Raw genomic sequence first — 21840 nt, 5'->3', positions numbered from 1 at the left:
GGTGTTCCAGACCGGGAATCGAGGGAGCGATGTCGTATCGGCGTACGGGTCGGCTCCGCGGCAGCGGGCGCCGATCGGTAGCGACCATCGGCTGCGCGCTGGCCATGACGGCGGCCGTTGCGCTGGCCGGAATGTGCGGAATGCTCGACGCCGGACGCGCCGCTGCGTCCCCCCTCGGGTCGTCTGGATCGGCTGACAGTGGCTCGGCGGGATCGTCGGACGGCAGCGACCCGTTCTACACGCCGCCCGCCGGTCCGCTTCCCGCAGCGGGCACACTGCTTCGGACACAGTCCATGTCGACGTTCATCACCGTTCCGAACCGCGCAGGGAAGATCCCGGCGTCGGCGACGAAGATCATGTACGTGTCGACGAACGCTCTCGGCAAGAAGGTTGCGGTGAGCGGCTACTACCTCGCGCCGTCGCGTCCGTGGACCGGACCGGGACCCCGGCCGCTCGTGTCCTACGGGCCGGGCGCGCACGGTATGGGCGACCAGTGTGCGCCTTCACGTTTGATCTCTTCGCCGACCGTGGCGCCTCCCGGCGGACCTATGGCCGAGATCGAAGCTCTCATCACCTACAACCTGCTCGCACGGGGTTACGGCGTTGTCAGCACGGACTACATCGGATTGGGTACGCCGGGCGTCCATACGTTCGCGATGCGGGTCGATCAGGGCGATGCGGAGATCGACGCGGCCCGCGCCGCACTGCAACTGCCGGGCGTGGATCCCGCGACAAAGGTTGCGCTCGCCGGTTATTCGCAGGGCGGTGCCGCCACGGCGGCCGCGGCAGAACTGATCGACGACTACGCCCCCGACCTTGCCGAGCACGTTGTCGGGATCTACGCGGGCGGGGCGCCAACCGATCTGCGCAGTCTGCTCAATCACCTCGACGGTCAGCGCCTCGGGGGAGCGATCGGTTGGGCGATCGACGCGGCGATGGCGCTGTATCCGGATATGGCACAACAGATTCCCCCGCTACTGAACGCGGAGGGTAAGCGTGTGATGAATCTCGTTCGCGGACAGTGCATCGTGGCGACGACCCTGATCGGATCACCCAAGACGAGTACGTGGACGGCCAGCGGTAAGACGATCGGAGAGCTGATCGACTCCACCCCGGCGCTTGCCGCGCGCGTGAACGAGCAGAAGGTCGGTATGCACAAGCCCACCGACATCCCGATCCTGTTGTCCAGCAATCCAGTTGACCCGACCGTCCCCGCTTCGCAAGGTCAGACACTCTTCGCCGAGTGGTGCGCCAAGGGCCCGAAGTCGCTCGAGTACCGGAATATCGCCTTCCCGGTACTCGGAGGAACTGCGTTGGGCCACATAGCGGGTGGAGTTGCCGGGTACAACGAGGCGTACGACTGGCTCGCCGACAGATTCGCCGGGAAGGCTCCGGCGAGCGGATGCGTGCGGAAGGCGCCGTCGAACGGACTGACGACAGGCTCGGCAGGATCATCCGGCTCGTCCTGACAGAGGCCGCGTCGGCACAAACCGCCGTGCGCGGTGACCGCAGCGCGGAGTAGGTTCGTCGGCTGTGACGCAACAGCGACGGCAACGGGTCGAGCGGCTCCGCGCCACGCGTGACGTCCGCTGGCTGGCTCCCGCGCTGATGCTCGCGGGTGGCACGTCGATGTACCTCGGTGCCGCCATCGCGATAGACCTCTTCGACGCGGTGTCGCCAGCGGGTGTCGCGTGGTTGCGTATCGCCGGGGCCGCGCTCGTCCTGCTGGTCGTGGTGCGTCCCGGCCGCGCCGCGTGGCAGTGGTCGCGACTGCGCCTTGCGGGCGTGTTCGGCCTGATGACGGCCGCAATGAATATCGCGTTCTACCTCGCGCTCGATCACCTACCACTAGGCACGACAGTCGCACTGGAGTTTCTCGGTCCCATCGCGGTGGCGGCGGCCGGATCACGCACGAGGCGCGATGTCGCGGCACTGTTTGCTGCCGTGATCGGCGTGGCGCTCATCGTCGACGTGCACTGGTCTGGGAGCGTGCTCGGCGTCGTGCTGGCCCTCGTGGCCGCCGCGTGTTGGGCGGGCTACATCCTGCTCGGCCGTCGCGTCGCGGTGCGCGGAGCGGGGATCGAGGATCTGACAACGGGTTTCGTTGTCGCGGCGATCGTGACGTCGCCGCTGGCGCTGACCGTCGGACCGGCGGTGAAGGCCGGCGAGAACGTGTGGTGGCTCATCCTGCTCGCGCTGGGGCTCGGAGTGCTGTCGACAGCGGTTCCGTATGCCCTCGATCAGGTCGTCCTACGGTCGGTGGGTCCGGCACGATTCGCCGTGCTGCTCGCACTGCTGCCGGTGACCGCCGCGGTGGTCGGCTTCATCGCGTTACGGCAGGTCCCCGCACTCACAGAGCTGCTCGGAATCCTCGCCGTGGCGGGGGCGATCCTGGTCCAGGCCGGTGGTCGGTCGCGGTGAAGACGGCGACCCCCGAAGAGCACCGCAAAACCCACTCCCACCTGTGTGATCGCGCTCTCATGGTCCGAGCAGATACCCTGTTGAGCGTCGTAGAGTCCACATCCGGTGCCCGAAACCGGATCGCCGACGGCCCGCACATGCCTTCGGGACGTCGAAAAAGATGAAAGAGAGCTCAGTGAGCGCTGTCCCCAACTTCCGCAATGTCGCGATCGTCGCGCACGTCGACCATGGCAAGACCACGCTGGTCGACGCGATGCTCCGCCAGTCCGGAGTGTTCGGTGAGCGTGCCGAGCTCGTCGACCGCGTGATGGACTCCGGAGACCTCGAACGCGAGAAGGGCATCACCATTCTCGCCAAGAACACCGCGGTGCATCGTCGTCAGCCCGACGGCACCGAGGTCGTCATCAACGTCATCGACACCCCCGGTCACGCCGACTTCGGCGGCGAGGTCGAGCGCGGCCTGTCGATGGTCGACGGCGTCGTGCTGCTCGTCGACGCGTCCGAGGGTCCGCTCCCGCAGACACGCTTCGTGCTGCGCAAGGCTCTCAGCGCATCGCTGCCGGTCATCCTGCTGGTCAACAAGACCGACCGTCCCGACGCACGTATCTCCGAGGTCGTCTCCGAGACCCACGACCTGCTGCTCGACCTCGCCTCCGACCTCGACGACGAAGCCGCCGCCGCTGCCGAGCAGGTCCTCGACCTCCCGGTCCTGTACGCGTCGGGCCGCGCAGGCATCGCCAGCACGGTGGAGCCCGCGAACGGCGAGGTCCCCGAGGGCGAGAACCTCGACCCCTTCTTCGACGTCCTGATGGAGCACGTCCCCGCGCCCAAGGGCGACGCGGATGCTCCGCTGCAGGCGCACGTCACCAACCTCGACGCCTCGCCGTTCCTCGGCCGCCTCGGGCTGGTCCGCATCCACAACGGCACGCTCAAGAAGGGCCAGACCGTCTCCTGGATGCGTGAGATCACCAAGGAGGACGGCACGGCGGAGCCCGTCGTCGAGCGCGCCAAGATCACCGAGTTGCTCGCGACCGTCGGCGTCGAGCGCAGTCCCGCGGAGTCGGCCGTCGCAGGCGACATCGTGGCCATCGCCGGCATCCCCGAGATCATGATCGGCGACACCCTCGCCGACGCCGAGAACCCGGTCGCGCTGCCGCGCATCACGGTCGACGAGCCGGCCATCTCGGTCATCATCGGTACCAACACCTCGCCGCTCGCCGGACGGGTGAAGGGCCACAAGCTCACCGCGCGCATGGTCAAGGACCGCCTCGACTCCGAGCTCATCGGTAACGTGTCGCTGCGCGTCGTCGACATCAATCGCCCCGACGCCTGGGAGGTCCAGGGTCGTGGTGAGCTCGCCCTGGCGATCCTCGTCGAGCAGATGCGCCGCGAGGGCTTCGAACTCACCGTCGGCAAGCCGCAGGTGGTCACGCGCAAGGTCGACGGCAAGGTGCACGAGCCGTTCGAGCACCTGACGATCGACGTGCCCGAGGAGTACCTCGGCGCGGTCACTCAGTTGCTGGCCGCGCGTAAGGGTCGGATGGACCAGATGAACAACCACGGATCCGGTTGGGTCCGCATGGAGTTCCGGGTTCCCTCTCGCGGCCTGATCGGCTTCCGCACCGACTTCCTCACCGAGACCCGCGGCACCGGCATCGCCAACGCCGTGTTCGACGGCTACGACGCCTGGGCGGGCGAGATCCGCGCACGCCACACCGGTTCACTGGTCAGTGACCGCGCGGGCAGCGTGACGCCGTTCGCGATGATCCAGCTCGCCGATCGCGGAACGTTCTTCGTCAATCCGGGCGACGACACCTACGAGGGCCACGTCGTCGGCATCAACCCGCGTGCGGAAGACCTCGACATCAACGTCACCCGTGAGAAGAAGCTGACCAATATGCGTCAGTCGTCGGCAGACGTGATGGAGACGCTGGCCAAGCCGATGCACCTCGAGCTCGAGGGCGCGATGGAGTTCTGCGCCGCGGACGAGTGTGTCGAGGCGACCCCTGAGGTCGTGCGGGTGCGTAAGGTGCACCTCGATTCGTCGACGCGTGCCCGTGAGCGTTCGCGGGCCAAGTCGCGTGATCAGGCGGCCGGCTAGTCGACCTCGCGAGTGTTGGGGTGAGTGCTGGGTGAACATCGGGACGTGATGGTGGGGGTGAGTGGGTGACCGGCAGGAGGCCGCCGATGCGGGCGCGAGCGGATGACCGTTCTCGACGGCGTAGGCACCTCCTGTTGGCGGTGCTGAGCGCTGTAGTGGTGGCGACGATGGCCGGGTGTATGTCCGACCCGCCGCCCCCGGTCCGCGAGACCGAGGCGCCACCGCAGACCCCCGCCGAGTACCCGACGGAGAAGACGATCTACGTCGCCACCGACTCGGTCGGCCAGGGATTCAATCCGCACCTGGCCGCCGATCAGAGCCCTGTCACGACGGCGATCGCCTCGATGACGCTGCCGAGTGCGTTCGAACCGGTTCAGACGCCGAACGGCGTCGTCTGGCAGCGCTCCGAAGCTCTGCTCACCTCGGCGGAGGTCACGTCACAGCAGCCGTTCACGGTCACCTACAAGATCCACACCAACGCGCAGTGGTCCGACGGCCTGCCCGTCACCGGCGACGATTTCAGCTACCTGTGGCAACAGATGTCGCGACAGCCCAACGTCGTCGCTCCCGCCGGCTACCGGTTGATCGACTCCGTGGAGTCGAGCAGCGGCGGCAAGGTGGTGACGGTCAAGTTCGCGCGTGCCTACCCGGCGTGGCGCGAGATGTTCACCTGGTTGCTTCCCAGTCACGTGCTGAAGGGCGCGCCCGCCGGATTCCAGACCGGTATGGACAGCGGAAAGCCGGTGTCGGCGGGTCCGTTCTCGGTGTTCTCGATCGACACCACCCGCGACGAGGTGCGCCTGATCCGCAACGACCGTTTCTGGGTGAAACCGTCGATCCTCGACCAGGTGGTGCTGCGCAGGGCGGGCACGGCGTCGCAGATGGTGGAGTCCGTACGTTCGGGCGACTCGTCGCTCGCGACGCTGGCCACCGGGCCTGCGAGTAGCGCAGAACTCGCCGCCGTCCCGGGTATCGCGACGCAGCGCTCGGCGACGTCACGAGCGTTGAGCATCAGCGTCAACGCGCGCACCCCGGTGATGAATTCGGTGGCCGTTCGTCGAGCGATCCTGGGAATGATCGACCCGGCGGTCGTCACCTACGCGGGCGCGGGCGACACGGTCGTCACGCCGTACGCGAACACCGTTCTCGCGCCGTCGGATCCGGGATACTTCGCGGTCGACCGTCAGCGCCCGGGTGCGGAACAGATCGACGAGTTGCTCGCCTCCGCTGGGTACCGGCGTGGGGCGGCAACTCCGACGTCGACGTCGTCCAACGGTTCGTCGGCTCCCTCGAGTGCACCGGCCACCAGCTCTGCATCGCCCTCGTCGGGAGCGCCGTCCTCCTCGACGCCACCCGACCCCGCGTCGACGATGTCGCCGGTACCCGACGGTGTCGCCGGTTTCTCGAAGGACGGGCGCGACCTGGCCGTGCGCGTCGGTGCGATCAGCGGTGACGCGAGGTCGACCGCGGCTGCCGCCAACATCGTCGACCAGCTACGCAACGCCGGTGTCCGTGCCGCAGTGGTCTCGCTGCCCAATAACGAGCTGTACGGGGTAGCCCTGACCGAATCGCGCGTCGACATGGCCGTCGGCTGGACCGGACTCGGCGTGCCGCCTGCCGCTGCACTGGCGTCCCAGGTCGACTGCGATCAGCCCAAGCCGGGTACGGCACCGAGCCTCTCGACGCCGCCGACACCAACCAGCGACGCTCCCGACCAGCAGCAGCAGTCGTCGAATCAGGACGTCTACGCGTCCAATCCCTCGGGGGTCTGCGACAACGTGCTCATCGGTCTCGCGCGCGACGCGATGGCATCCGACGACCCGCTGCCTCAGCTGACCGAGGCAGAGCCCCTGCTCGCAGCGCAGTCGATTTATCTGCCGCTCTATCAGGACAGCATGATGGTGGGTGTGACGCGCAAGGTGACTGACGTTCCGCTGTCCGGACCGATTCAGGTCTCGATCTTCGGCTCGGCGAGCACATGGAACCTCCGGTGAGCGACCAGCGATCCGATCGTCGTATGTTGCTGCTTCACGCGCACCCCGACGACGAGACAATCATGACCGGTGGCACCATCGCGCGGTATCTCGCCGACGGCGTCGACGTGCGCGTGCTCACGTTCACGCTCGGCGAAGAGGGCGAGGTGATCGGTGACGAATGGGCACAGTTGGTCGCCGACGGAGGTGCCGATCAGCTCGGCGGCTATCGGATCCGCGAGCTGACCGACGCGCTGGCCGCGCTCACCCCGGAGGGCGCCGCGCCACTGCGTCCGGAGTTCCTCGGCGGAGCGGGGCATTGGCGCGATTCGGGAATGGCCGGTTCGCCGTCGGCGGAGCACCCGCGTGCGCTCGCCCAAGCGCGCTTCGACGATGTCGTCGCAACTCTCGCGAACGTCATCGCCGACTTCGACCCGCAGGTCCTCGTCACCTACGACATGGCGGGCACCTACGGCCACCCCGACCACAAGATGGTCCACACGGCGTCGATGGCCGCGATACCGCTTGTCGAGGCCCGAACCGGGCGCGAGCTCATCGTCTGGGAGTCGGTGACCGAACACAGCGCGCTGCACCAGGGATTGGCCTCTGCGCGCAGCGTTCCTGACGGATGGCGGATGCCCGAGGCGGGGGAGTTGCCCAGCTACGCCGACGACGAGATCGACGCCGCGATCGACATCAGCGCCGCGTACGACCGCAAGGTCGAGGGCCTGCGTGCTCATGCCACGCAGGTGACCGTCGCGCCGTCGGGAACCGAGTACGCGCTCAGCAACAACATTCTGCAACCGATCATGAGTGACGAACACTTCGTGCTGCGGTCGAGCCGTGAGGGCCTCACGTCGGGACGCCGTGCCACGGATCTCTTCTTCTCAGATTCCTCGGACGACTCGTCTGAAGGCTCTTCTGGCGGAGTGGCGTGATGCGCGTCGCCGATCGTGTGCTCCTCGGATTCCTGATCCTCGATGGATTCATCGTCGGGTTGCTCTCGGTCGGCTTCGTCTACCTGCGCCTCGGCGGAACACCCGTACCGGTCGCTGCGATCGCCGCAGGCCTGCTCAACTGCCTGCTGCTGTGGCTGGCCGCGAAATACACCGACGGCCCGCTGCGGTACGGCCCGCTGGTGGCGTGGCTGATTGTGCTCGCTGTGGCAGGCATGGGCGGCCCGGGAGGCGACGTCATGCTCGCGTTGCAGGGCAGCACCACACTCGCGACGTTGCTACTCGTGATCATCGGACTCGGCGCACCCGTCGCGTTGGTCTGGTCGAGGCGGCTGCCTGAGGCCGAGGCCTGACCCGGTCCCGCGTCGGCCGCTGAGTCTTCTGGGTGGCGTCCGCCGGGGAAGCGGTAAGCGTGATCGTTAGAGTGTTCTGCATGGTGTTGCGCGCGTGGGCGAGTGACCGCCCCGCCCCAGTCGAATCGGTTCGGTCGGCGTTGGCCGCTGTGCGAGCCGACGCGGCGTCGGTGACCGACGCCGAGTGGGCGGCCTTGCTCGGCGCCGATGGCGACGAACTGCTCGAACTGTGCGCAGTCGCCGACACCGCCCGCAGGGACGTCACCGATCCCGACGTCATGACCTTCGTGGTGAACCGAAACTTCGACACCGCGGTGGTCGCGGCCGACGATTCGGCCGTCTCGATCGAGGCGCTCGTCGCGGAGGCCTGGTCGCTCGGAGCCACCGAGATTTGCATGCAGGGTGCTGTACCGGGCGACGATCGCGGCGACGTCTACCTGCGAATCATCGAAAGAATCCACGCCGCATCGCCGGACATGCACCTGCACGCCTTCCGGCCACCCGAGATTCGCGACGGCGCCGAGCGCATGAACCTCGACGTCCCGGAGTTCCTCGAGCTGGCGCGCAACGCGGGGCTCGGGTCCGTCCCGGGCACCGCGGCACAGATCCTCGACGACGAGGTGCGGGCCGCACTGCATCCCGCAGGTGCGCCGCAGCCGGTATCGGAGTGGGTCGAAACGATCCGCGCTGCCCATCGTGCAGGGCTGTTCTCCACCGCGACGCTGCTCTACGGCCACGTCGAGACGCCCGAACAGGTGGTGGCACACCTGCGACTGCTCGCCCGCATCGCCGACGAAACCCGCGGCTTCCACGAGTTGATCGTCATGCCGCTGCTGCCCGAGAACGCACCACCTCACCTCGCCGACGCTGCCACCCACTCGGTCGGCGTGCGTGAGACCCGGGCTGTCCACGCGGTCGCGCGTCTGATGATGCTCGGACACATCGACCACATCCAGGTCGCCTGGACCAAGCTCGATCGCGACGTCGTCCTCGACGTCCTCGCGGGCGGCGCCGACGACATCGGTGGCTTGCTGCTCGACGGCGAGCTCTCACCCGAATCCGGCCAGGAGGCCGGTCGGACGTTGTCCGTCGACGACATCTCGGAGATCGCTCACGAGGTCGGTCGGCTGCCCCGGCAGCGACGTACCGATTACGGCGAACCGCCGCAGGGGCGTCGAATCACGTTGCCGCAGAACGAGAATGCGCGGGCCTGCGGGTGACTGCCGACCTCTCGAGCACGCCTGACCGTCGAACTGTCGCAGAGTTCGACGTCGATGTCGTGATCGTCGGTGCGGGGTTTGCCGGGATCGGGATGGCCACGGGACTCGCCCGACGTGGCCGCGAGTCGTTCGTCGTTCTCGAGCGTGCCGACGCCGTCGGGGGAACGTGGCGCGACAACACCTATCCGGGCATTGCCTGCGACATTCCGGCGCATCTCTACTCGTTCTCGTTCCGTCCGCCTGCCGATTGGTCGTCGGTCTATCCCAGCGGTGCCGAGATCCGCGAGTATCTCGAACGGACTGTCATCGACGAGGGATTCGACGACCGACTCCGTCTCGGTTGCGAACTACTCGACGCCACCTGGAATCCCGCAGCGGCCCGGTGGACGATCATGACGTCGGACGGTGAGATCACCTGCCGCGCATTGGTTCTCGCCGTGGGGCGGCTGTCGGAGCCGCGCATCCCCGACATCGAGGGACTCGACTCGTTCACCGGCGAGGTGGTCCACACCGCCGCCTGGCGCGACGACCTGCCGCTCGACGGTGCGCGCATCGGTCTGGTGGGTACGGGTGCGTCCGCGGTGCAGATCGCCCCGCATCTCGCCGAGAAAGCCGAAGAACTCGTCGTATTCTGCCGGACGCCACCGTATGTCGTGCCGCGCGACGATCGGCAGTACACCGTCGAAGAACGCGCCACCTACCTCGATCCCGCCGTCGCGGACGATGTGCGCGATCAGCTTCTGCGCGACGCCGATGCCGCGTTCCGTCAGCGACTCGCCCTGCACCCGGACATCGACGAGATCCGTTCGCGCGCAAGAACTCATCTGCATTCTCAGATCGGTGATCCCGAACTCCGGTCGATCCTCACCCCCGACTACGAGATCGGATGCAAGCGCATCCTGTTGAGCGACGATTTCTATCCGACACTCGTGCGCGACAACGTGATCCTCGAGCCGAGCGCTCTCGACACAGTGCGCGAATCCAAGGCTCGCGCCGCGAGCGGACGCTGCTACGACCTCGACCTGCTCGTGATGGCAACGGGATTCGAGGCTGCCCGGCCTCCCGTCTCCACACGCATCACCGGCGCCCGCGGCGAACGGCTCGACGCGCATTGGTCCGACGGGATGACGTCGTACGCGTCGACCACCGTTCACGGTTTTCCCAACATGTTCGTGCTCGACGGCCCCAATGCCGCGCTCGGTCACAACTCCGCCATCTACATGATCGAGACCCAACTCGGCTACGTTCTCGGCGCGCTCGATGTGCTCTCCGACGACGGCATCCGTTCATTGGAGGTCACCGCGGACGCTGAAGCCGCCTACACCGCCGAGATCGATGACCGCGCATCGTCGACGGTGTGGTTGACCGGCTGCAACAGCTGGTACGTCGATCCCGACAGCGGGAGATTGACGCTGCTGTGGCCTGGTACGGCCGTCTCGTTCCGAGAGAGAAACGGTACGTTCGATGTAGAGCCGTATGTCGTCGAGACCCGCGAGGGGTGAGCGTGGATGACAACTGACATGACTGCAGGTAAGGCGATGACTGCACGTGAGGCGCTCGACGTGGTGCGCGCGGGCGGCAACGTCGGGCTCGCCGAGGCAACAGCGCTGCTGTCGGCGTCGGGCGACGACCTGGCCGCAGTGGCGGCGGTCGCGTCTGCGATGCGTGACGAAGGGCTCGCCGAGGTGGGTCGGGAACGGCAGATCACCTACTCGCGCAAGGTATTCGTGCCGTTGACGCGGTTGTGCCGCGATCGGTGTCACTACTGCACGTTCGTGACCGTGCCGGGCAAACTGGCCCGGGCGGGCGAGGGAATGTTCCTCGAAATCGACCAGGTGCTGTCGATCGCGCGCCAAGGGGCGGCGCTCGGCTGCAAAGAAGCGCTTTTCACGCTGGGCGACCGGCCAGAGGATCGCTGGCCGCAGGCCGCCGAATGGCTTGCCGCACGCGGATATTCGTCGACGCTCGACTACGTACGCGCAGCAGCGGTTGCTGTCCTCGAAGACACCGGCCTGCTGCCGCATCTCAATCCCGGCGTGATGAGCGCCGAGGAGATGGCGGTGTTGCGTCCCGTGGCGCCGTCGATGGGCATGATGCTCGAGACCACCTCGCGCAGGCTGTTCACCGAGAAGGGGCAACCGCACTACGGCAGCCCCGATAAGGACCCGCTGGTCCGGCTGCAGGTGCTGCGCGATGCGGGGGATCTGCGGATTCCGTTCACCACGGGCATCCTCGTCGGCATCGGCGAGAGTCTGACCGAACGCGCGGAATCGCTACTCGCACTTGCCGATATCGCGCGTGCCGGTCACATCCAAGAGGTGATCGTGCAGAACTTCCGCGCCAAGCCCGACACCGCGATGCGCGGCACTCCCGACGCTGAGATGACGGAGTTCCTCGCGGCCGTGGCGACCGCACGCATCGTGCTCGGATCGCGGATGCGGGTGCAGGCGCCGCCCAACCTGGTGTCGGGGGAGGAGTGCGCGGCGCTGATCGCCTCGGGCATCGACGACTGGGGCGGCGTGTCGCCGCTGACGCCCGACCACGTCAACCCCGAACGCCCGTGGCCGAACCTCACCACGCTCGCCGAGATCACCGCCGAGTCGGGATACGTTCTCGCCGAGCGGATCACGGCCCAGCCGCCCTATGTGCTCGACGCCGAGAAGTGGATCGACGGCGGGTTGATGAAATACGTTGCTGCGGTCTCGAATCCGGTGACCGGTTTGGCCGCCGCCGGCTCCACGGCGTCTCAACTGTCTCTGAATCGTTAATCGGGCGCTGTCGAGGCTTTTAGCTCAGATGCTGAGAGGAAAGCAGACCGAATTGGTTGGCCAGGGATGCAAGCGCGACCCTATTAGGCGAGTTCGTCTTACTGAGGGCATGTTCGATGTGGTGGCCGACCGTTTTCGGGCTGATGCTGAGGGTTTGCGAGATGTTCTGCGTCGTCATGCCTTTCGCCACCAGTGTGACTATCTCGAGCTCGCGTCCGGTCAGTCCGAACGGGAGTGGCTGAGGTGCGGCGATCACCAGCGCAGTAGGTACTGCGGAGTCGTGACGCGGAGTTGCGGGCAGGGCACGCACCAGGTGCCATTTGCCGTTCGCGTCGCACCAGCGGAATTGGCGCTCGCTCCCGGCAATCGGGGCGACTGCAGCTAGGAGATCGGAGTCCAGAGTCTCCGGCTGACAGATGTCATCACGGAGTACTCGGTAGTTACCGGTGCGGTCGATTAACCATGCGGGTTGGCCCGGAGCAAGGAAGTCCGCGACAAGTCCAGGGCGTGTGGTGACCTCGAGAAGCGAGGCGACGCTGAAGCGAAGTCGGTTGATCTCTGCGACGTCGCTGTCACTCGGGCACCGGCGATTGTCCGAGTTCACGTGCAAGGTGCCAGCGTAGAAGCCGTTTGCTGTCACCAGCCTTGCAGATAGCCCCTCGTCGAAGCCGGCACGAGTGAAGATCTCCGTCACCGAGTACGACTGACGGTAGTCGGGGAAGTCTTGCCAGCGGAGGGCGCCGGACCGTGTGCGTTCCATCTGCTTAAACAACGGATCGTTCGCGACAAACCAGCTGTTGAAGTGCGACATTACCTCGGCGGGATAGCAATGATTTGCGAGGGTGGTGTGGCTCCGAGTCAACGGATTCCATAGGCAGATGGCGCTGGCCGATGAGTGAACCTGCTCCTCGAGGGCATGAAGCAGCTCGTCGGCTCGTGTATTGAGACTGTCGGACGAGCCAACAACTTCCTGGTAAACGCTTCCGCTGTGTACATGCATTCGGTACCCCCATCGAGCTGATCCAGCGGTGACCATTGTCGCGGACTGATTTGTCGTGCGCATTACGCATGCGGTGCTCATGTCATCTCTTGGTCGCGACCCGGACATCTGCCGGTAACGAACGGGAGCGAAAGATGGGGCGTTCTCCCGATGCTCCGAATGCCCGCATCTCCGTACGTTCTTTACATCGACGGTATGTCGGTGTCCGCTCCTGGGTGTACAAGGAGCGGATCTCCGTTGGCACGTAAGGACCTCTCCAGTCAGGAGCTTCATTTGATGTCCTCGCAACCTCAGCGCGGTCTCAACCGGGCAGCGCACGCAGCGGTGCTTGTCAGCATCGTTGTCGTGGTCGGCGTGCTGGCGTCCGGATGTGGACGATTGGCCACCAACACGCAAAGCGGGTTGGGGCGGGTCAACTGTCTCGATACGGCAGGCGCGACGGTCAAGATCGGATCGCTCAACTCCCTGACCGGTGGTCTGGCGGCCAGCGAGACCGTGATTCATGATGCGATCACCATGGCGGTCGATGAGATCAATAGCGGGGGAGGGGTTCTCGGTAAACAGCTCCAGCAGATCTCCGAAGACGGCGCGTCGGACCCAACCATCTTCGCGCAGAAGGCGCAGAAGCTCGTCAGTAGTGACTGTGTGGCAGCTGTCTTTGGTGGATACACCTCAGCGAGCAGAAAGGCGATGCTTCCGGTATTCGAGAACACCGGCGGACTCCTCTACTACGGACAGCAGTATGAGGGGCTCGAGGCATCGCCGAACATCTTCTACACCGGTGCGACCACCAATCAGCAGATCATTCCGTCGCTTGATTACTTGAAGTCGCGGGGAGTCAGATCGCTGTATCTGGTCGGGAGCGACTATGTGTTTCCGCGGACGTCGAATGCCATCGTCAAGGACTACGCGCGCGCCAATGGTATAGAGATCAAGGGCGAGGATTACGCGCCACTGGGTACGACGAATTTCGCAACGATAGTCAACAAGGTCCGCGGTTCGGGAGCCGATGCCGTCTTTAACGTAGTCGTTGGGGATTCACTTGTCTCATTCTTTCGTGAATACAATGCCGTCGGTCTGACGCCGGCAAAGATGCCGGTGATGTCGATGTGCGTCGGTGAGGAGGAAGTCAAGAGCATCGGTGCGGCCTCGATCGAGGGGCAGTTCGCGTCATGGAACTACTACCAGTCTCTCGCGACGCCCGCGAATAAGAAGTTCGTTGCAGACTTCAAGGCGAAGTTTGGTGCTGGCCGGGTCACATCGGATCCGATGGAGTCTGCATACACCGCGGTCTACCTGTGGAAAGCGATGGTCGAGAAGGCGCACAGCTTTTCGCCCAAAGCTATCGTCGGGGCCGCAAAGGGCGTCACCATCGATGCCCCGGAGGGCGAGGTTGTCGTCGATGCCGAGAACCATCACGTGACCAAGACCGCGCGCATCGGCAAGGTCGCTTCTGACGGATTGATTCAACAGGTATGGCAATCGCCGGAGCCGATAAAGCCAGATCCATTCCTGACTACCTACAGCTGGGCCAAGGGCGTCGCCCGGTGATCACGAAACTTCTCGCTGTCTTCGCAGTTTCGAACTCTCAAAGGACTCATCCGTGGACACTCTCATAGGACAACTGTTCATCGGCCTCAGCCTCGGCTCGATTCTTCTGCTTGCTGCACTGGGACTCTCGCTGACCTTCGGGCAGATGGGCGTCATCAACATGGCGCACGGCGAGATCATGATGGTGGGTGCGTACGCAGCATTTGTGGTCGGCAAGGCGCTGTCGTCGTCCGGTCTCTCGCTGTTGATTTCGTTGATCGTCGGTGCCGTCGCAGCTGCGTGTGTCGGAGGCATTCTCGAGGTGTTGCTCATCAGTCGCATGTACGACCGGCCGCTCGATACACTTCTGGTGACATTTGGTGTCGGGCTGATTTTGCAGCAACTGGCGCGGCAGATCTTCGGGGCGCCTGCGGTGAGCGTTGCACCGCCCGCATGGTTGACAGGAGATGTGTCGGTACTCGGCGCTGCGGTGCCCAAGGCGCGGTTGTTTATTCTCGTGCTCGCCGTTGTTGCTGTCGCTGCACTGGTTGCTACGCTACAAGCCACCCCAGCTGGCAGGCGAGTGCGCGCGGTGATCGACAATCGGCAACTTGCCCAGACATCCGGAATCTCCTCTCGCACAACAGATCTTGTCACCTTTATGATCGGTTCGGCGCTGGCCGGCGTCGCAGGTGTGGCGCTGACACTCATTGGTCCAGTGAGCTCGACACTGGGGCAGTACTACATCGTCGACGCATTTCTCGTTGTGGTCATCGGCGGGCTCGGGCAGATCAAGGGTGCGGTGATAGCTGCGTTTGGACTCGGACTTCTCAACTCCTTTGTCGAGTTCGGAACGACGGCGTCTGCGGCGAAGGTCATCGTGTTCCTGATCGTCATCGTCTTTCTGCAAATCCGTCCGCAGGGACTTTTCGCTGTCAAGACCAGGAGCCTGGCATGAATCGCATCAACATCGACCGCTTTCGACCATGGATCGTGCTTGGCCTTGGGGCGTTGATCTTGTTCTGCCTCGCCCCACTTGCTTTGTCGGACTACAACCTCGGCTTGCTGGCGAAGTTCTTGTGCTTCGGACTAGTGGCCACCGGTATAGGTCTGGCATGGGGCCGTGGCGGAATGCTCACGCTGGGGCAGGGAGTGTTCTTCGGCCTCGGCGCATACATGATGGCCATGCACCTCAAGTTGGCCGACGCCGCGTTGCAGGGCAGTGAGGTACCAGATTTTCTGCAGTTCGGCGGTGCGACTGACGTCCCGATGTTCTGGGAGCCCTTTCGATCCGGCGTATTCACGGTGCTCGCGATCATCATCGTCCCGACGGTGCTAGCGGTAGCTCTTGGGTTGTTGGTCTTCAAACGACGCGTGAAGGGTGCCTATTTCGCGATTCTGAGCCAAGCGCTTGCGGCGGCATTTGCAGTGTTCCTGGTGGGACAACAGTCGCTGGGCAGCAGCAACGGCATCAACCGATTCAATTCGTTCTTCGGTTACGACCTGGCCGATCCGGTCAATCGGCGCATGCTCTTCTTTCTCATCTCCGGTGCAGTTCTACTTGCCCTGCTCGTAGCTTGGCAGCTCCGTCGCAGCAGGTACGGGAAACTGCTTGTGGCAGTGCGTGATCAGGAGGAGAGGGTTCGTTTCCTGGGGTACGACCCTGCGAATGCGAAAGTCGGGGTGTTTGCACTCGCGGCGCTTCTCGCATCGGTCGGCGGTGCGCTGTTCGTTCCGATCGTCGGGATCATCTCTCCAACCGATGTCGGGGTTGTTCCGTCGATCGCGTTCGTCATCGGTGTGGCCATCGGTGGCCGAGACACCTTACTCGGGCCGGTTCTCGGAGCGGTGGTAGTCGCCCTCGCCCAGACCTACCTCTCGGACAACCTTCCGCAAGCATGGCCATATCTGCAGGGTTTGCTGTTCATCGTCGTCATCGGATTCGTACCGGCAGGACTGGCGGGGCTAGGGCTGCTCGTCAAGCGCCGCAGCGCCGTTGTACGTCCTGACGCGACTTCAGACCTGGCCACCGCAACCACCACGATAACGACCGAACCGACGGCTTCTGAGGAGGTCTCCCGATGATATCGACACCGACAGCAGAACCGAGTCCACGGTCCGGCGGCAACGTCGGAATGGGATCGCAGTATCTCGAGATCCGTGATCTCGTGGTGGATTTCGACGGATTCCGCGCCATCGATGGCGTCGACCTGACGCTGTTCCAAGGGGATCTGAGGTTCTTGATCGGACCCAACGGTGCCGGGAAGACAACCCTGATCGACGCGATCACCGGTCTTGTGCCTGTTACTGGTGCGATTGTGAAATCCGGTACTCAGCTCGCCGGAATGAAGCCACACCGCATCGTGCGTGAGGGTGTGGTACGGACTTTCCAGACCCCGAGTGTGTTCGAAAACCTTTCTGTCCTCGAGAATCTCGACATCGCCGCCGGCGCTAGGCGCGGCGTGTTTGAGCGGCTGAGGGCTCGCACTGCTATCCCGCCGGCGGTCGACGATGCACTGGAGGCAACTGGCCTGACCGCGGTAGCAGATTCGCTTGCAGGCACGTTGGCGCATGGACAGAAGAAGTGGCTAGAGATCGGAATGCTGTTGGTGCAAGAGGCCAATGTCCTCCTCCTTGATGAGCCCGTGGCTGGAATGAACCATGACGAGCGACTTGAGACAGGAGAACTCCTGCGCCGACTGGGTGGATCGCGGACGGTTCTTGTAGTCGAGCATGACATGGAGTTCATGCGGAGCTTTGCCACATCAGTGACCGTTATGGCGGCCGGGCGAGTGTTGTCGGAGGGGTCGGTCTCCGATGTGCAGAAAGATCCGCGTGTTCAGGCGGTCTACCTGGGCACAACGAATGCTTCGGAAGGCTGAGAAATGTTGACCTTGAAGGGCGTTTGCACTGGTTATGGTCGTACAACGATTGTGTCGGATGTCGACCTGACCGTTGCCGAGAATTCGGTGACGGCGGTGCTCGGGCACAACGGTGCTGGGAAGAGCACCCTGATGCGAGCATGCATGGGATTGCTCAAGCTGACATCAGGAACGATCGACTTCAATGGCGAGAACATCAGCACACTCCGCCCACATCTGCGGGTGCGGCGTGGAATTGCTTACGTCCCGCAGGGGCAGGTGGGCTTCGCGCAGTTGTCGACCGCGGACAATCTTGCGGTGGTCGCAGAAAGCCGGAAGAAGGGCTCGCGGACCATCGACGATGTCGTCGATCTCTTCCCAGCGCTATCGACGATCATGGATCGCCGGGCTGGCTTGCTCTCCGGCGGTCAGCGCCAACAACTGGCCATCGCCCGAGCCCTGCTCACCGACCCGAAGCTCCTGATCCTGGACGAACCGACCGAGGGCATCCAGCCCAACGTTGTCGCCGAGATCGAATTGGCGATTGCCCAGCTCACGCAGAGCAATTCACTTGCTGCATTGCTTGTCGAGCAACATGTCGGTTTCGCGCTGGCATCTGCGGAGCGCTATTACGTGCTGCAATCGGGACGAGTTGTCTCGTCAGGCGAAGGCGGTACTGCGGACGTATCCGCAGTCCGCGAAGCGATGGCCATTTGATGAGGAGGCAGTGGAACAACTATGCATCTCACACCCAAGGATGAGGACCGTCTGCTGTTGTTTCTCGCAGCGGAATTGGCACGTAAGCGGCGCGCACGTGGATGGGCATTGTCATACCCGGAGGCGCGTGCTTTGATCGCCGACGAGGTGGTCGAGGCCGCCCGAGGAGGCGCATCTGTCGCTCAGGCTGCCGCGCTCGGCGCCTCGTTGCTTACCGACGATGACGTACTGCCGGGTGTGGCTGAACTGATCGGGTCGGTACAGGTCGAGGGGTTCTTCGACGACGGTCAGAAGTTGGTGACGGTGCACGATCCGATCAGGCCGGGGGTCAGAGCTCGTGGTGGACAGTTGTCGGGGGATGAGCACAGTCCGGGCGAAGTCCTGCCCGCTAACGGTGAGATCACCATCAACGCTGGGCGTCAGACCTGCACGCTCATCGTGACAAATACCGGCGATCGCCCGATACAGGTTGGCTCGCATTTCCACTTCTTCGAGGCAAACAGAGCACTCCGCTTTGATCGGCGCGCGGCCTTTGGGATGCGTCTCGATGTCGCGTCGGGAACCGCCGTCCGGTTCGAACCGGGAGCCGATCACGAGGTCGCCCTGGTCACGTACGGGGGCTCACGCATGATCACCGGACTCAACGGCATGACCAACGGTGACACCACAGGATCGTTGCCGATGGGAACTCTTGAGCGACTGCTGGATACGGGATTCCTGGACCGTGGAAGGGCAAACTGATGGCGCAGCGTCTATCGCGTAAGCACTACGCCGAACTCTTCGGGCCGACGACTGGCGATCGCGTTCGGTTGGCTGACACCGAGTTGTTGGCGCGCGTCGACTCAGATGCAACCGTCTACGGCGATGAGTCGGTCTTCGGGGGCGGGAAGACTATGCGCGAGGGTATGGCTGTCAACAACGCAATGACGAATGCTGAGGGTGCTCTCGACTTCGTGATTACCAACGTCCTGATCATCGACGCGGTGCTGGGAATTCGCAAAGCGGATATCGGCATCAAGGATGGTCGAATTGCTGGGATCGGGAAGTCAGGCAATCCGGCGACGATGGACGGAGTTCACCCAAATCTGATCATCGGCGCTGGCACCGATATCCGTGCCGGTGAGGGGATGATCGCGACAGCCGGTGCAATCGACGTGCACGTGCATTTCGACAGTGCGGGATTAGTCGAGGAAGCCATTTCCAGCGGTGTCACCACCATGATAGGCGGTGGCTTGGGTCCAGTCACGGTCGGCATCACCACATCTGGACCGACAAACCTCGCACGGATGCTGCGAGCGGCCGAGGCATTCCCGATGAACTTCGGGTTTATCGCGAACGGTAGTGCGGCATCGACCGCTCCGTTGATCGAACAAGGATTGGCGGGGGCCATCGGATACAAGATTCATGAAGACTGGGGTGCCACCCCCGCCTCGATTCACGCGTCGCTCGATGCCGGCGACGAACTCGACCTACAGGTTCAGATTCACAGCGACACGTTGAACGAGTCGGGGTTTTACGAGGACACGATGCGCGCGATTGGCGGCCGCGTGATTCACACCTACCATGCAGAGGGTGCTGGGGGAGGCCATGCGCCGGATGTGATGAGAGTTGTCGGCGAGGCCAATTGTCTTCCCTCGTCGACAAATCCGACTAACCCGTACACTCTCAACACTTTTGATGAGCACCTCGACATGGTGATGGTGTGCCATCACCTGAATCCTCGAATCCCTGAAGATGTTGCATTCGCCGAGTCGCGCATTCGCCGCGAGACCATCGCGGCCGAAGACGTACTGCACGATCTCGGTGCCATTTCGGCGATGGGATCAGACTCCCAGGGTATGGGCCGAATCGGTGAGACGATCGCTAGGACCTGGCAATTGGCATCCCATATGCGTATGACCAGAGGTCCGTTGGACGACGATGCCGGGACAGGCGCTGATAACCAGCGCATTCTGCGCTACGTCGCGAAACTCACGATTAATCCAGCAAAGATGTTCGGCATCGACCACGAGGTGGGTTCGCTGGAACCAGGGAAGCTCGCCGACATCGTGCTGTGGGACCCGAAGTTTTTCGGCATCCGACCAGAAGTGGTCTTCAAGGGTGGATTCCCCACATGGTCGGTCATGGGCGAGTCGAACGCCTCGCTCATGACTTGCGAACCGCTGAAGTACCGCCCACAGTGGGCCGCCTATGGGAAGGCTCCGGTGGACGTGTCGGTGAACTTCGTCGGAGCGGCAGCAGCTGAATCCGGGCTGGCTGGATCGCTGGGGCTCGACAAGCGGCTTGTCGTCTGCCGCGGGTCGCGGTCGTTGTCGAAGGCGGATTTCGTGCATAACTCGTATCTGCCCGATATCACCATCGAACCGGATACCTACCGGGTGATGGTCGACGGTGAGCCCTGTGTCAGTACCCCGATGTCCAGCGTTCCGTTGGGCCGACGCTACTCGATCAAGTGAAGGATGTTGCATGACTACGGATCCCGTTCGTATCGGTATCGGCGGCCCCGTCGGCTCCGGGAAGACGAAACTTGTGGAGTCGTTGGTGCCGGTCCTTGCCGAGCGAGGTATCGATCTCGCAGTGATCACCAACGACCTGGTGACCGATGAGGACGCTCAGCGGGTGCGGCGTAGCGGCGTTATCGATCCAGCCAGGGTTATTGCGGTGGAGACCGGTGCATGCCCGCATACCGCAATTCGGGAGGACCCTTCGGTAAATCTGTCGGCAGTCGACCGACTTGCCTCGGCGTTCACAGGGCTTCAGGCCATTCTGATCGAGTCGGGAGGCGATAACCTTGCAGCGACCTTCTCGAGTGACCTGGTGGACTTCTGGGTCTTCGTCATCGATACCGCTGCAGGTGACGACATCCCACGGAAGCAAGGGATCGGGCTGCTGCAGGCAGATCTGTTGATCGTCAACAAGATTGACCTTGCTCCCCACGTCGGTGCCGATCTCCAACAGATGCGGCGCGACTGCGCGATCGCCCGGCCTCGCAAACCGACCCTCTTCACTGATCTGCGCCGGCAGGTCGGGTTGACAGAGGTCGCCGATCAGATCGTCAGCGGAGCGATGATCCCCACAACGTCGCGGGCATGAGCGCACGCGGTGTACTTGATGTCGAGGTACGGCCGGATACGCGAGGAAAGACTCGGGTTCATCGGCTCATGCAGTCCTTCCCGCAACGCGTCACAGCGCCGATGTACCCCGACGACGATCCCCACATTGCCTACCTGTGTGTGCAGAACCCGTCGAGCGGAATCTTCCCCGACGATGACTTGGTCACATCCGTGACAGTCAACGAGGGTGGGCACCTGACCATGACCTCACAGGGTGCGACCCAAGTATTCGCCGGTGATTCTGGACCGTGTGCGCGCCACAGCCAGACACTGACGGTACGGTCCAAGGCGACGCTCGAATACCTTCCGCGAGAAATCATTCCGCAATCTGCGTCCCGACTGGATCAACGAACCACGATCGACGTGGCCACCGGAGGCGTCTACGTGGGTTGGGAGATGGTGGCGGCGGGGCGGATCGCTCACGGTGAACGGTTTGCGTACCGAGATCTCGGTTTGCGGACATCGGTTGCCGTCGACCGAGAAGTGCTCGTACGTGAGTGCGTTCGCCTTTCCGGGCGGCGTCGTGCGTCGCGACTCGTTGGTGTGGACTACTTTGCGACGTTGCTGATCGTGTGTCCCGGTCGCGACCACGTGCCACTGCGTGCGGTCTTGACGGACGTGACAGATGCGTGGGTCGATGTCACTGCCGGCGTCAGTGAACTGCCGTCTTCCTGCGGTGTGATTGTCCGGCTCATAGCTGGGGCCGCCCCGCCTCTACAGCGCGGGCTGGCCGAACTGCTCGGCGCCTATCGCGCAGCCTTGTTCGGTATGGCTGCGCCGTCCTCGCGGTTGGTGCGTTGACGGCGCAATCGTTCATTTACACCCGA

The 21840-nt window shown here is 63.9% G+C and carries 19 protein-coding genes; 18 read left to right on the top strand and 1 reads right to left on the bottom strand.

The window, feature by feature from the left end; all coding sequences use genetic code 11:
- Positions 1 to 29: 29 nt before the first annotated feature.
- The 9 genes from A5788_RS14925 to cofG all read left to right on the top strand — a co-directional run bounded on the left by A5788_RS14925 (position 30) and on the right by cofG (position 11792).
- Positions 30 to 1469: a lipase family protein gene (locus A5788_RS14925; RefSeq protein WP_064870356.1), complete on the top strand. Its 1440-nt coding sequence runs from the start codon at positions 30 to 32 to the stop codon at positions 1467 to 1469.
- A 160-nt stretch (positions 1470 to 1629) separates the two neighbouring features.
- Positions 1630 to 2421 (top strand): EamA family transporter, encoded by a 792-nt coding sequence (locus tag A5788_RS14920; protein WP_231894284.1) that lies wholly within the window; start codon positions 1630 to 1632, stop codon positions 2419 to 2421.
- A gap of 175 nt (positions 2422 to 2596) precedes the next feature.
- On the top strand, positions 2597 to 4522 hold the full coding sequence (gene typA, locus A5788_RS14915) for a translational GTPase TypA (protein ID WP_064870355.1): 1926 nt from the start codon (positions 2597 to 2599) through the stop codon (positions 4520 to 4522).
- An 86-nt stretch (positions 4523 to 4608) separates the two neighbouring features.
- Positions 4609 to 6516 (top strand): ABC transporter family substrate-binding protein, encoded by a 1908-nt coding sequence (locus A5788_RS14910; protein WP_064907307.1) that lies wholly within the window; start codon positions 4609 to 4611, stop codon positions 6514 to 6516.
- A 23-nt stretch (positions 6517 to 6539) separates the two neighbouring features.
- Positions 6540 to 7433: an N-acetyl-1-D-myo-inositol-2-amino-2-deoxy-alpha-D-glucopyranoside deacetylase gene (gene mshB, locus A5788_RS14905; protein WP_197494576.1), complete on the top strand. Its 894-nt coding sequence runs from the start codon at positions 6540 to 6542 to the stop codon at positions 7431 to 7433.
- Positions 7433 to 7804, top strand: coding sequence for a hypothetical protein (locus A5788_RS14900; protein ID WP_049698480.1), 372 nt, complete (start codon positions 7433 to 7435; stop codon positions 7802 to 7804). The genes mshB and A5788_RS14900 overlap by 1 nt, the downstream gene beginning before the upstream one ends.
- 80 nt (positions 7805 to 7884) lie before the next feature.
- Positions 7885 to 9024, top strand: coding sequence for a radical SAM protein (locus tag A5788_RS14895; RefSeq protein ID WP_064870353.1), 1140 nt, complete (start codon positions 7885 to 7887; stop codon positions 9022 to 9024).
- Complete coding sequence (locus A5788_RS14890) at positions 9021 to 10526, top strand: flavin-containing monooxygenase (RefSeq protein WP_064870352.1); 1506 nt, start codon at positions 9021 to 9023, stop codon at positions 10524 to 10526. Before A5788_RS14895 ends, A5788_RS14890 begins: the two co-directional genes overlap by 4 nt.
- Positions 10527 to 10562: 36 nt before the next feature.
- On the top strand, positions 10563 to 11792 hold the full coding sequence (gene cofG, locus A5788_RS14885; protein ID WP_064870422.1) for a 7,8-didemethyl-8-hydroxy-5-deazariboflavin synthase CofG: 1230 nt from the start codon (positions 10563 to 10565) through the stop codon (positions 11790 to 11792).
- A 19-nt stretch (positions 11793 to 11811) separates the two neighbouring features.
- Here cofG and A5788_RS14880 read toward each other — a convergent pair whose 3' ends face one another.
- A complete protein-coding gene (locus A5788_RS14880) occupies positions 11812 to 12552 on the bottom strand; it encodes a helix-turn-helix transcriptional regulator (RefSeq protein ID WP_231895596.1) in 741 nt (246 codons plus the stop codon).
- A 516-nt stretch (positions 12553 to 13068) separates the two neighbouring features.
- On the opposite strand from A5788_RS14880, the gene urtA reads away from it, so the two are divergent.
- Genes urtA through A5788_RS14835 form a run of 9 tightly spaced genes read left to right on the top strand, consistent with a single transcriptional unit; the run spans position 13069 to position 21814 of the window.
- Positions 13069 to 14343, top strand: a complete 1275-nt coding sequence (gene urtA / locus A5788_RS14875; RefSeq protein WP_064870350.1) for an urea ABC transporter substrate-binding protein — start codon at positions 13069 to 13071, stop codon at positions 14341 to 14343.
- Positions 14344 to 14395: 52 nt separating this feature from the next.
- Complete coding sequence (gene urtB / locus A5788_RS14870; RefSeq protein WP_064870349.1) at positions 14396 to 15280, top strand: urea ABC transporter permease subunit UrtB; 885 nt, start codon at positions 14396 to 14398, stop codon at positions 15278 to 15280.
- Complete coding sequence (gene urtC, locus A5788_RS14865; protein ID WP_064870348.1) at positions 15277 to 16407, top strand: urea ABC transporter permease subunit UrtC; 1131 nt, start codon at positions 15277 to 15279, stop codon at positions 16405 to 16407. The genes urtB and urtC overlap by 4 nt, the downstream gene beginning before the upstream one ends.
- On the top strand, positions 16404 to 17204 hold the full coding sequence (gene urtD, locus A5788_RS14860; protein WP_064870347.1) for an urea ABC transporter ATP-binding protein UrtD: 801 nt from the start codon (positions 16404 to 16406) through the stop codon (positions 17202 to 17204). The genes urtC and urtD overlap by 4 nt, the downstream gene beginning before the upstream one ends.
- A 3-nt stretch (positions 17205 to 17207) precedes the next feature.
- A complete protein-coding gene (gene urtE, locus A5788_RS14855; RefSeq protein WP_064870346.1) occupies positions 17208 to 17900 on the top strand; it encodes an urea ABC transporter ATP-binding subunit UrtE in 693 nt (230 codons plus the stop codon).
- Between the two features lie 21 nt (positions 17901 to 17921).
- On the top strand, positions 17922 to 18641 hold the full coding sequence (locus tag A5788_RS14850) for an urease subunit beta (RefSeq protein ID WP_064870345.1): 720 nt from the start codon (positions 17922 to 17924) through the stop codon (positions 18639 to 18641).
- Entirely contained in the window at positions 18641 to 20356 is a 1716-nt protein-coding gene (gene ureC / locus A5788_RS14845; protein ID WP_064870344.1) for an urease subunit alpha, read from the top strand. Before A5788_RS14850 ends, ureC begins: the two co-directional genes overlap by 1 nt.
- Before the next feature lie 10 nt (positions 20357 to 20366).
- Positions 20367 to 20993, top strand: a complete 627-nt coding sequence (gene ureG / locus A5788_RS14840; protein WP_064870343.1) for an urease accessory protein UreG — start codon at positions 20367 to 20369, stop codon at positions 20991 to 20993.
- Positions 20990 to 21814, top strand: a complete 825-nt coding sequence (locus tag A5788_RS14835) for an urease accessory protein UreD (protein WP_064870342.1) — start codon at positions 20990 to 20992, stop codon at positions 21812 to 21814. The genes ureG and A5788_RS14835 overlap by 4 nt, the downstream gene beginning before the upstream one ends.
- Positions 21815 to 21840 lie beyond the last annotated feature (26 nt).

The sequence above is a fragment of the Gordonia sp. 852002-50816_SCH5313054-c genome (assembly GCF_001665925.1).
GTDB lineage: Bacteria > Actinomycetota > Actinomycetes > Mycobacteriales > Mycobacteriaceae > Gordonia > Gordonia jacobaea.
The sequence above is the reverse complement of the archived record's forward strand: the minus strand, read 5'-3'. Positions and strand labels throughout refer to the sequence as shown.

What these genes read in the sequence shown, in the direction of transcription:
- A5788_RS14925 (WP_064870356.1), top strand. Translation starts at nt 30, where the DNA reads ATGTCGTATCGGCGTACGGGTCGGCTCCGCGGCAGCGGGCGCCGATCG.
- A5788_RS14920 (WP_231894284.1), top strand. Translation starts at nt 1,630, where the DNA reads ATGTACCTCGGTGCCGCCATCGCGATAGACCTCTTCGACGCGGTGTCG.
- A5788_RS14910 (WP_064907307.1), top strand. Translation starts at nt 4,609, where the DNA reads ATGCGGGCGCGAGCGGATGACCGTTCTCGACGGCGTAGGCACCTCCTG.
- mshB (WP_197494576.1), top strand. Translation starts at nt 6,540, where the DNA reads ATGTTGCTGCTTCACGCGCACCCCGACGACGAGACAATCATGACCGGT.
- A5788_RS14900 (WP_049698480.1), top strand. Translation starts at nt 7,433, where the DNA reads ATGCGCGTCGCCGATCGTGTGCTCCTCGGATTCCTGATCCTCGATGGA.
- A5788_RS14895 (WP_064870353.1), top strand. Translation starts at nt 7,885, where the DNA reads ATGGTGTTGCGCGCGTGGGCGAGTGACCGCCCCGCCCCAGTCGAATCG.
- cofG (WP_064870422.1), top strand. Translation starts at nt 10,563, where the DNA reads ATGACTGCACGTGAGGCGCTCGACGTGGTGCGCGCGGGCGGCAACGTC.
- A5788_RS14880 (WP_231895596.1), bottom strand. Translation starts at nt 12,552, where the DNA reads ATGGAACGCACACGGTCCGGCGCCCTCCGCTGGCAAGACTTCCCCGAC.
- urtA (WP_064870350.1), top strand. Translation starts at nt 13,069, where the DNA reads ATGTCCTCGCAACCTCAGCGCGGTCTCAACCGGGCAGCGCACGCAGCG.
- urtC (WP_064870348.1), top strand. Translation starts at nt 15,277, where the DNA reads ATGAATCGCATCAACATCGACCGCTTTCGACCATGGATCGTGCTTGGC.
- urtD (WP_064870347.1), top strand. Translation starts at nt 16,404, where the DNA reads ATGATATCGACACCGACAGCAGAACCGAGTCCACGGTCCGGCGGCAAC.
- urtE (WP_064870346.1), top strand. Translation starts at nt 17,208, where the DNA reads ATGTTGACCTTGAAGGGCGTTTGCACTGGTTATGGTCGTACAACGATT.
- A5788_RS14850 (WP_064870345.1), top strand. Translation starts at nt 17,922, where the DNA reads ATGCATCTCACACCCAAGGATGAGGACCGTCTGCTGTTGTTTCTCGCA.
- ureC (WP_064870344.1), top strand. Translation starts at nt 18,641, where the DNA reads ATGGCGCAGCGTCTATCGCGTAAGCACTACGCCGAACTCTTCGGGCCG.
- ureG (WP_064870343.1), top strand. Translation starts at nt 20,367, where the DNA reads ATGACTACGGATCCCGTTCGTATCGGTATCGGCGGCCCCGTCGGCTCC.
- A5788_RS14835 (WP_064870342.1), top strand. Translation starts at nt 20,990, where the DNA reads ATGAGCGCACGCGGTGTACTTGATGTCGAGGTACGGCCGGATACGCGA.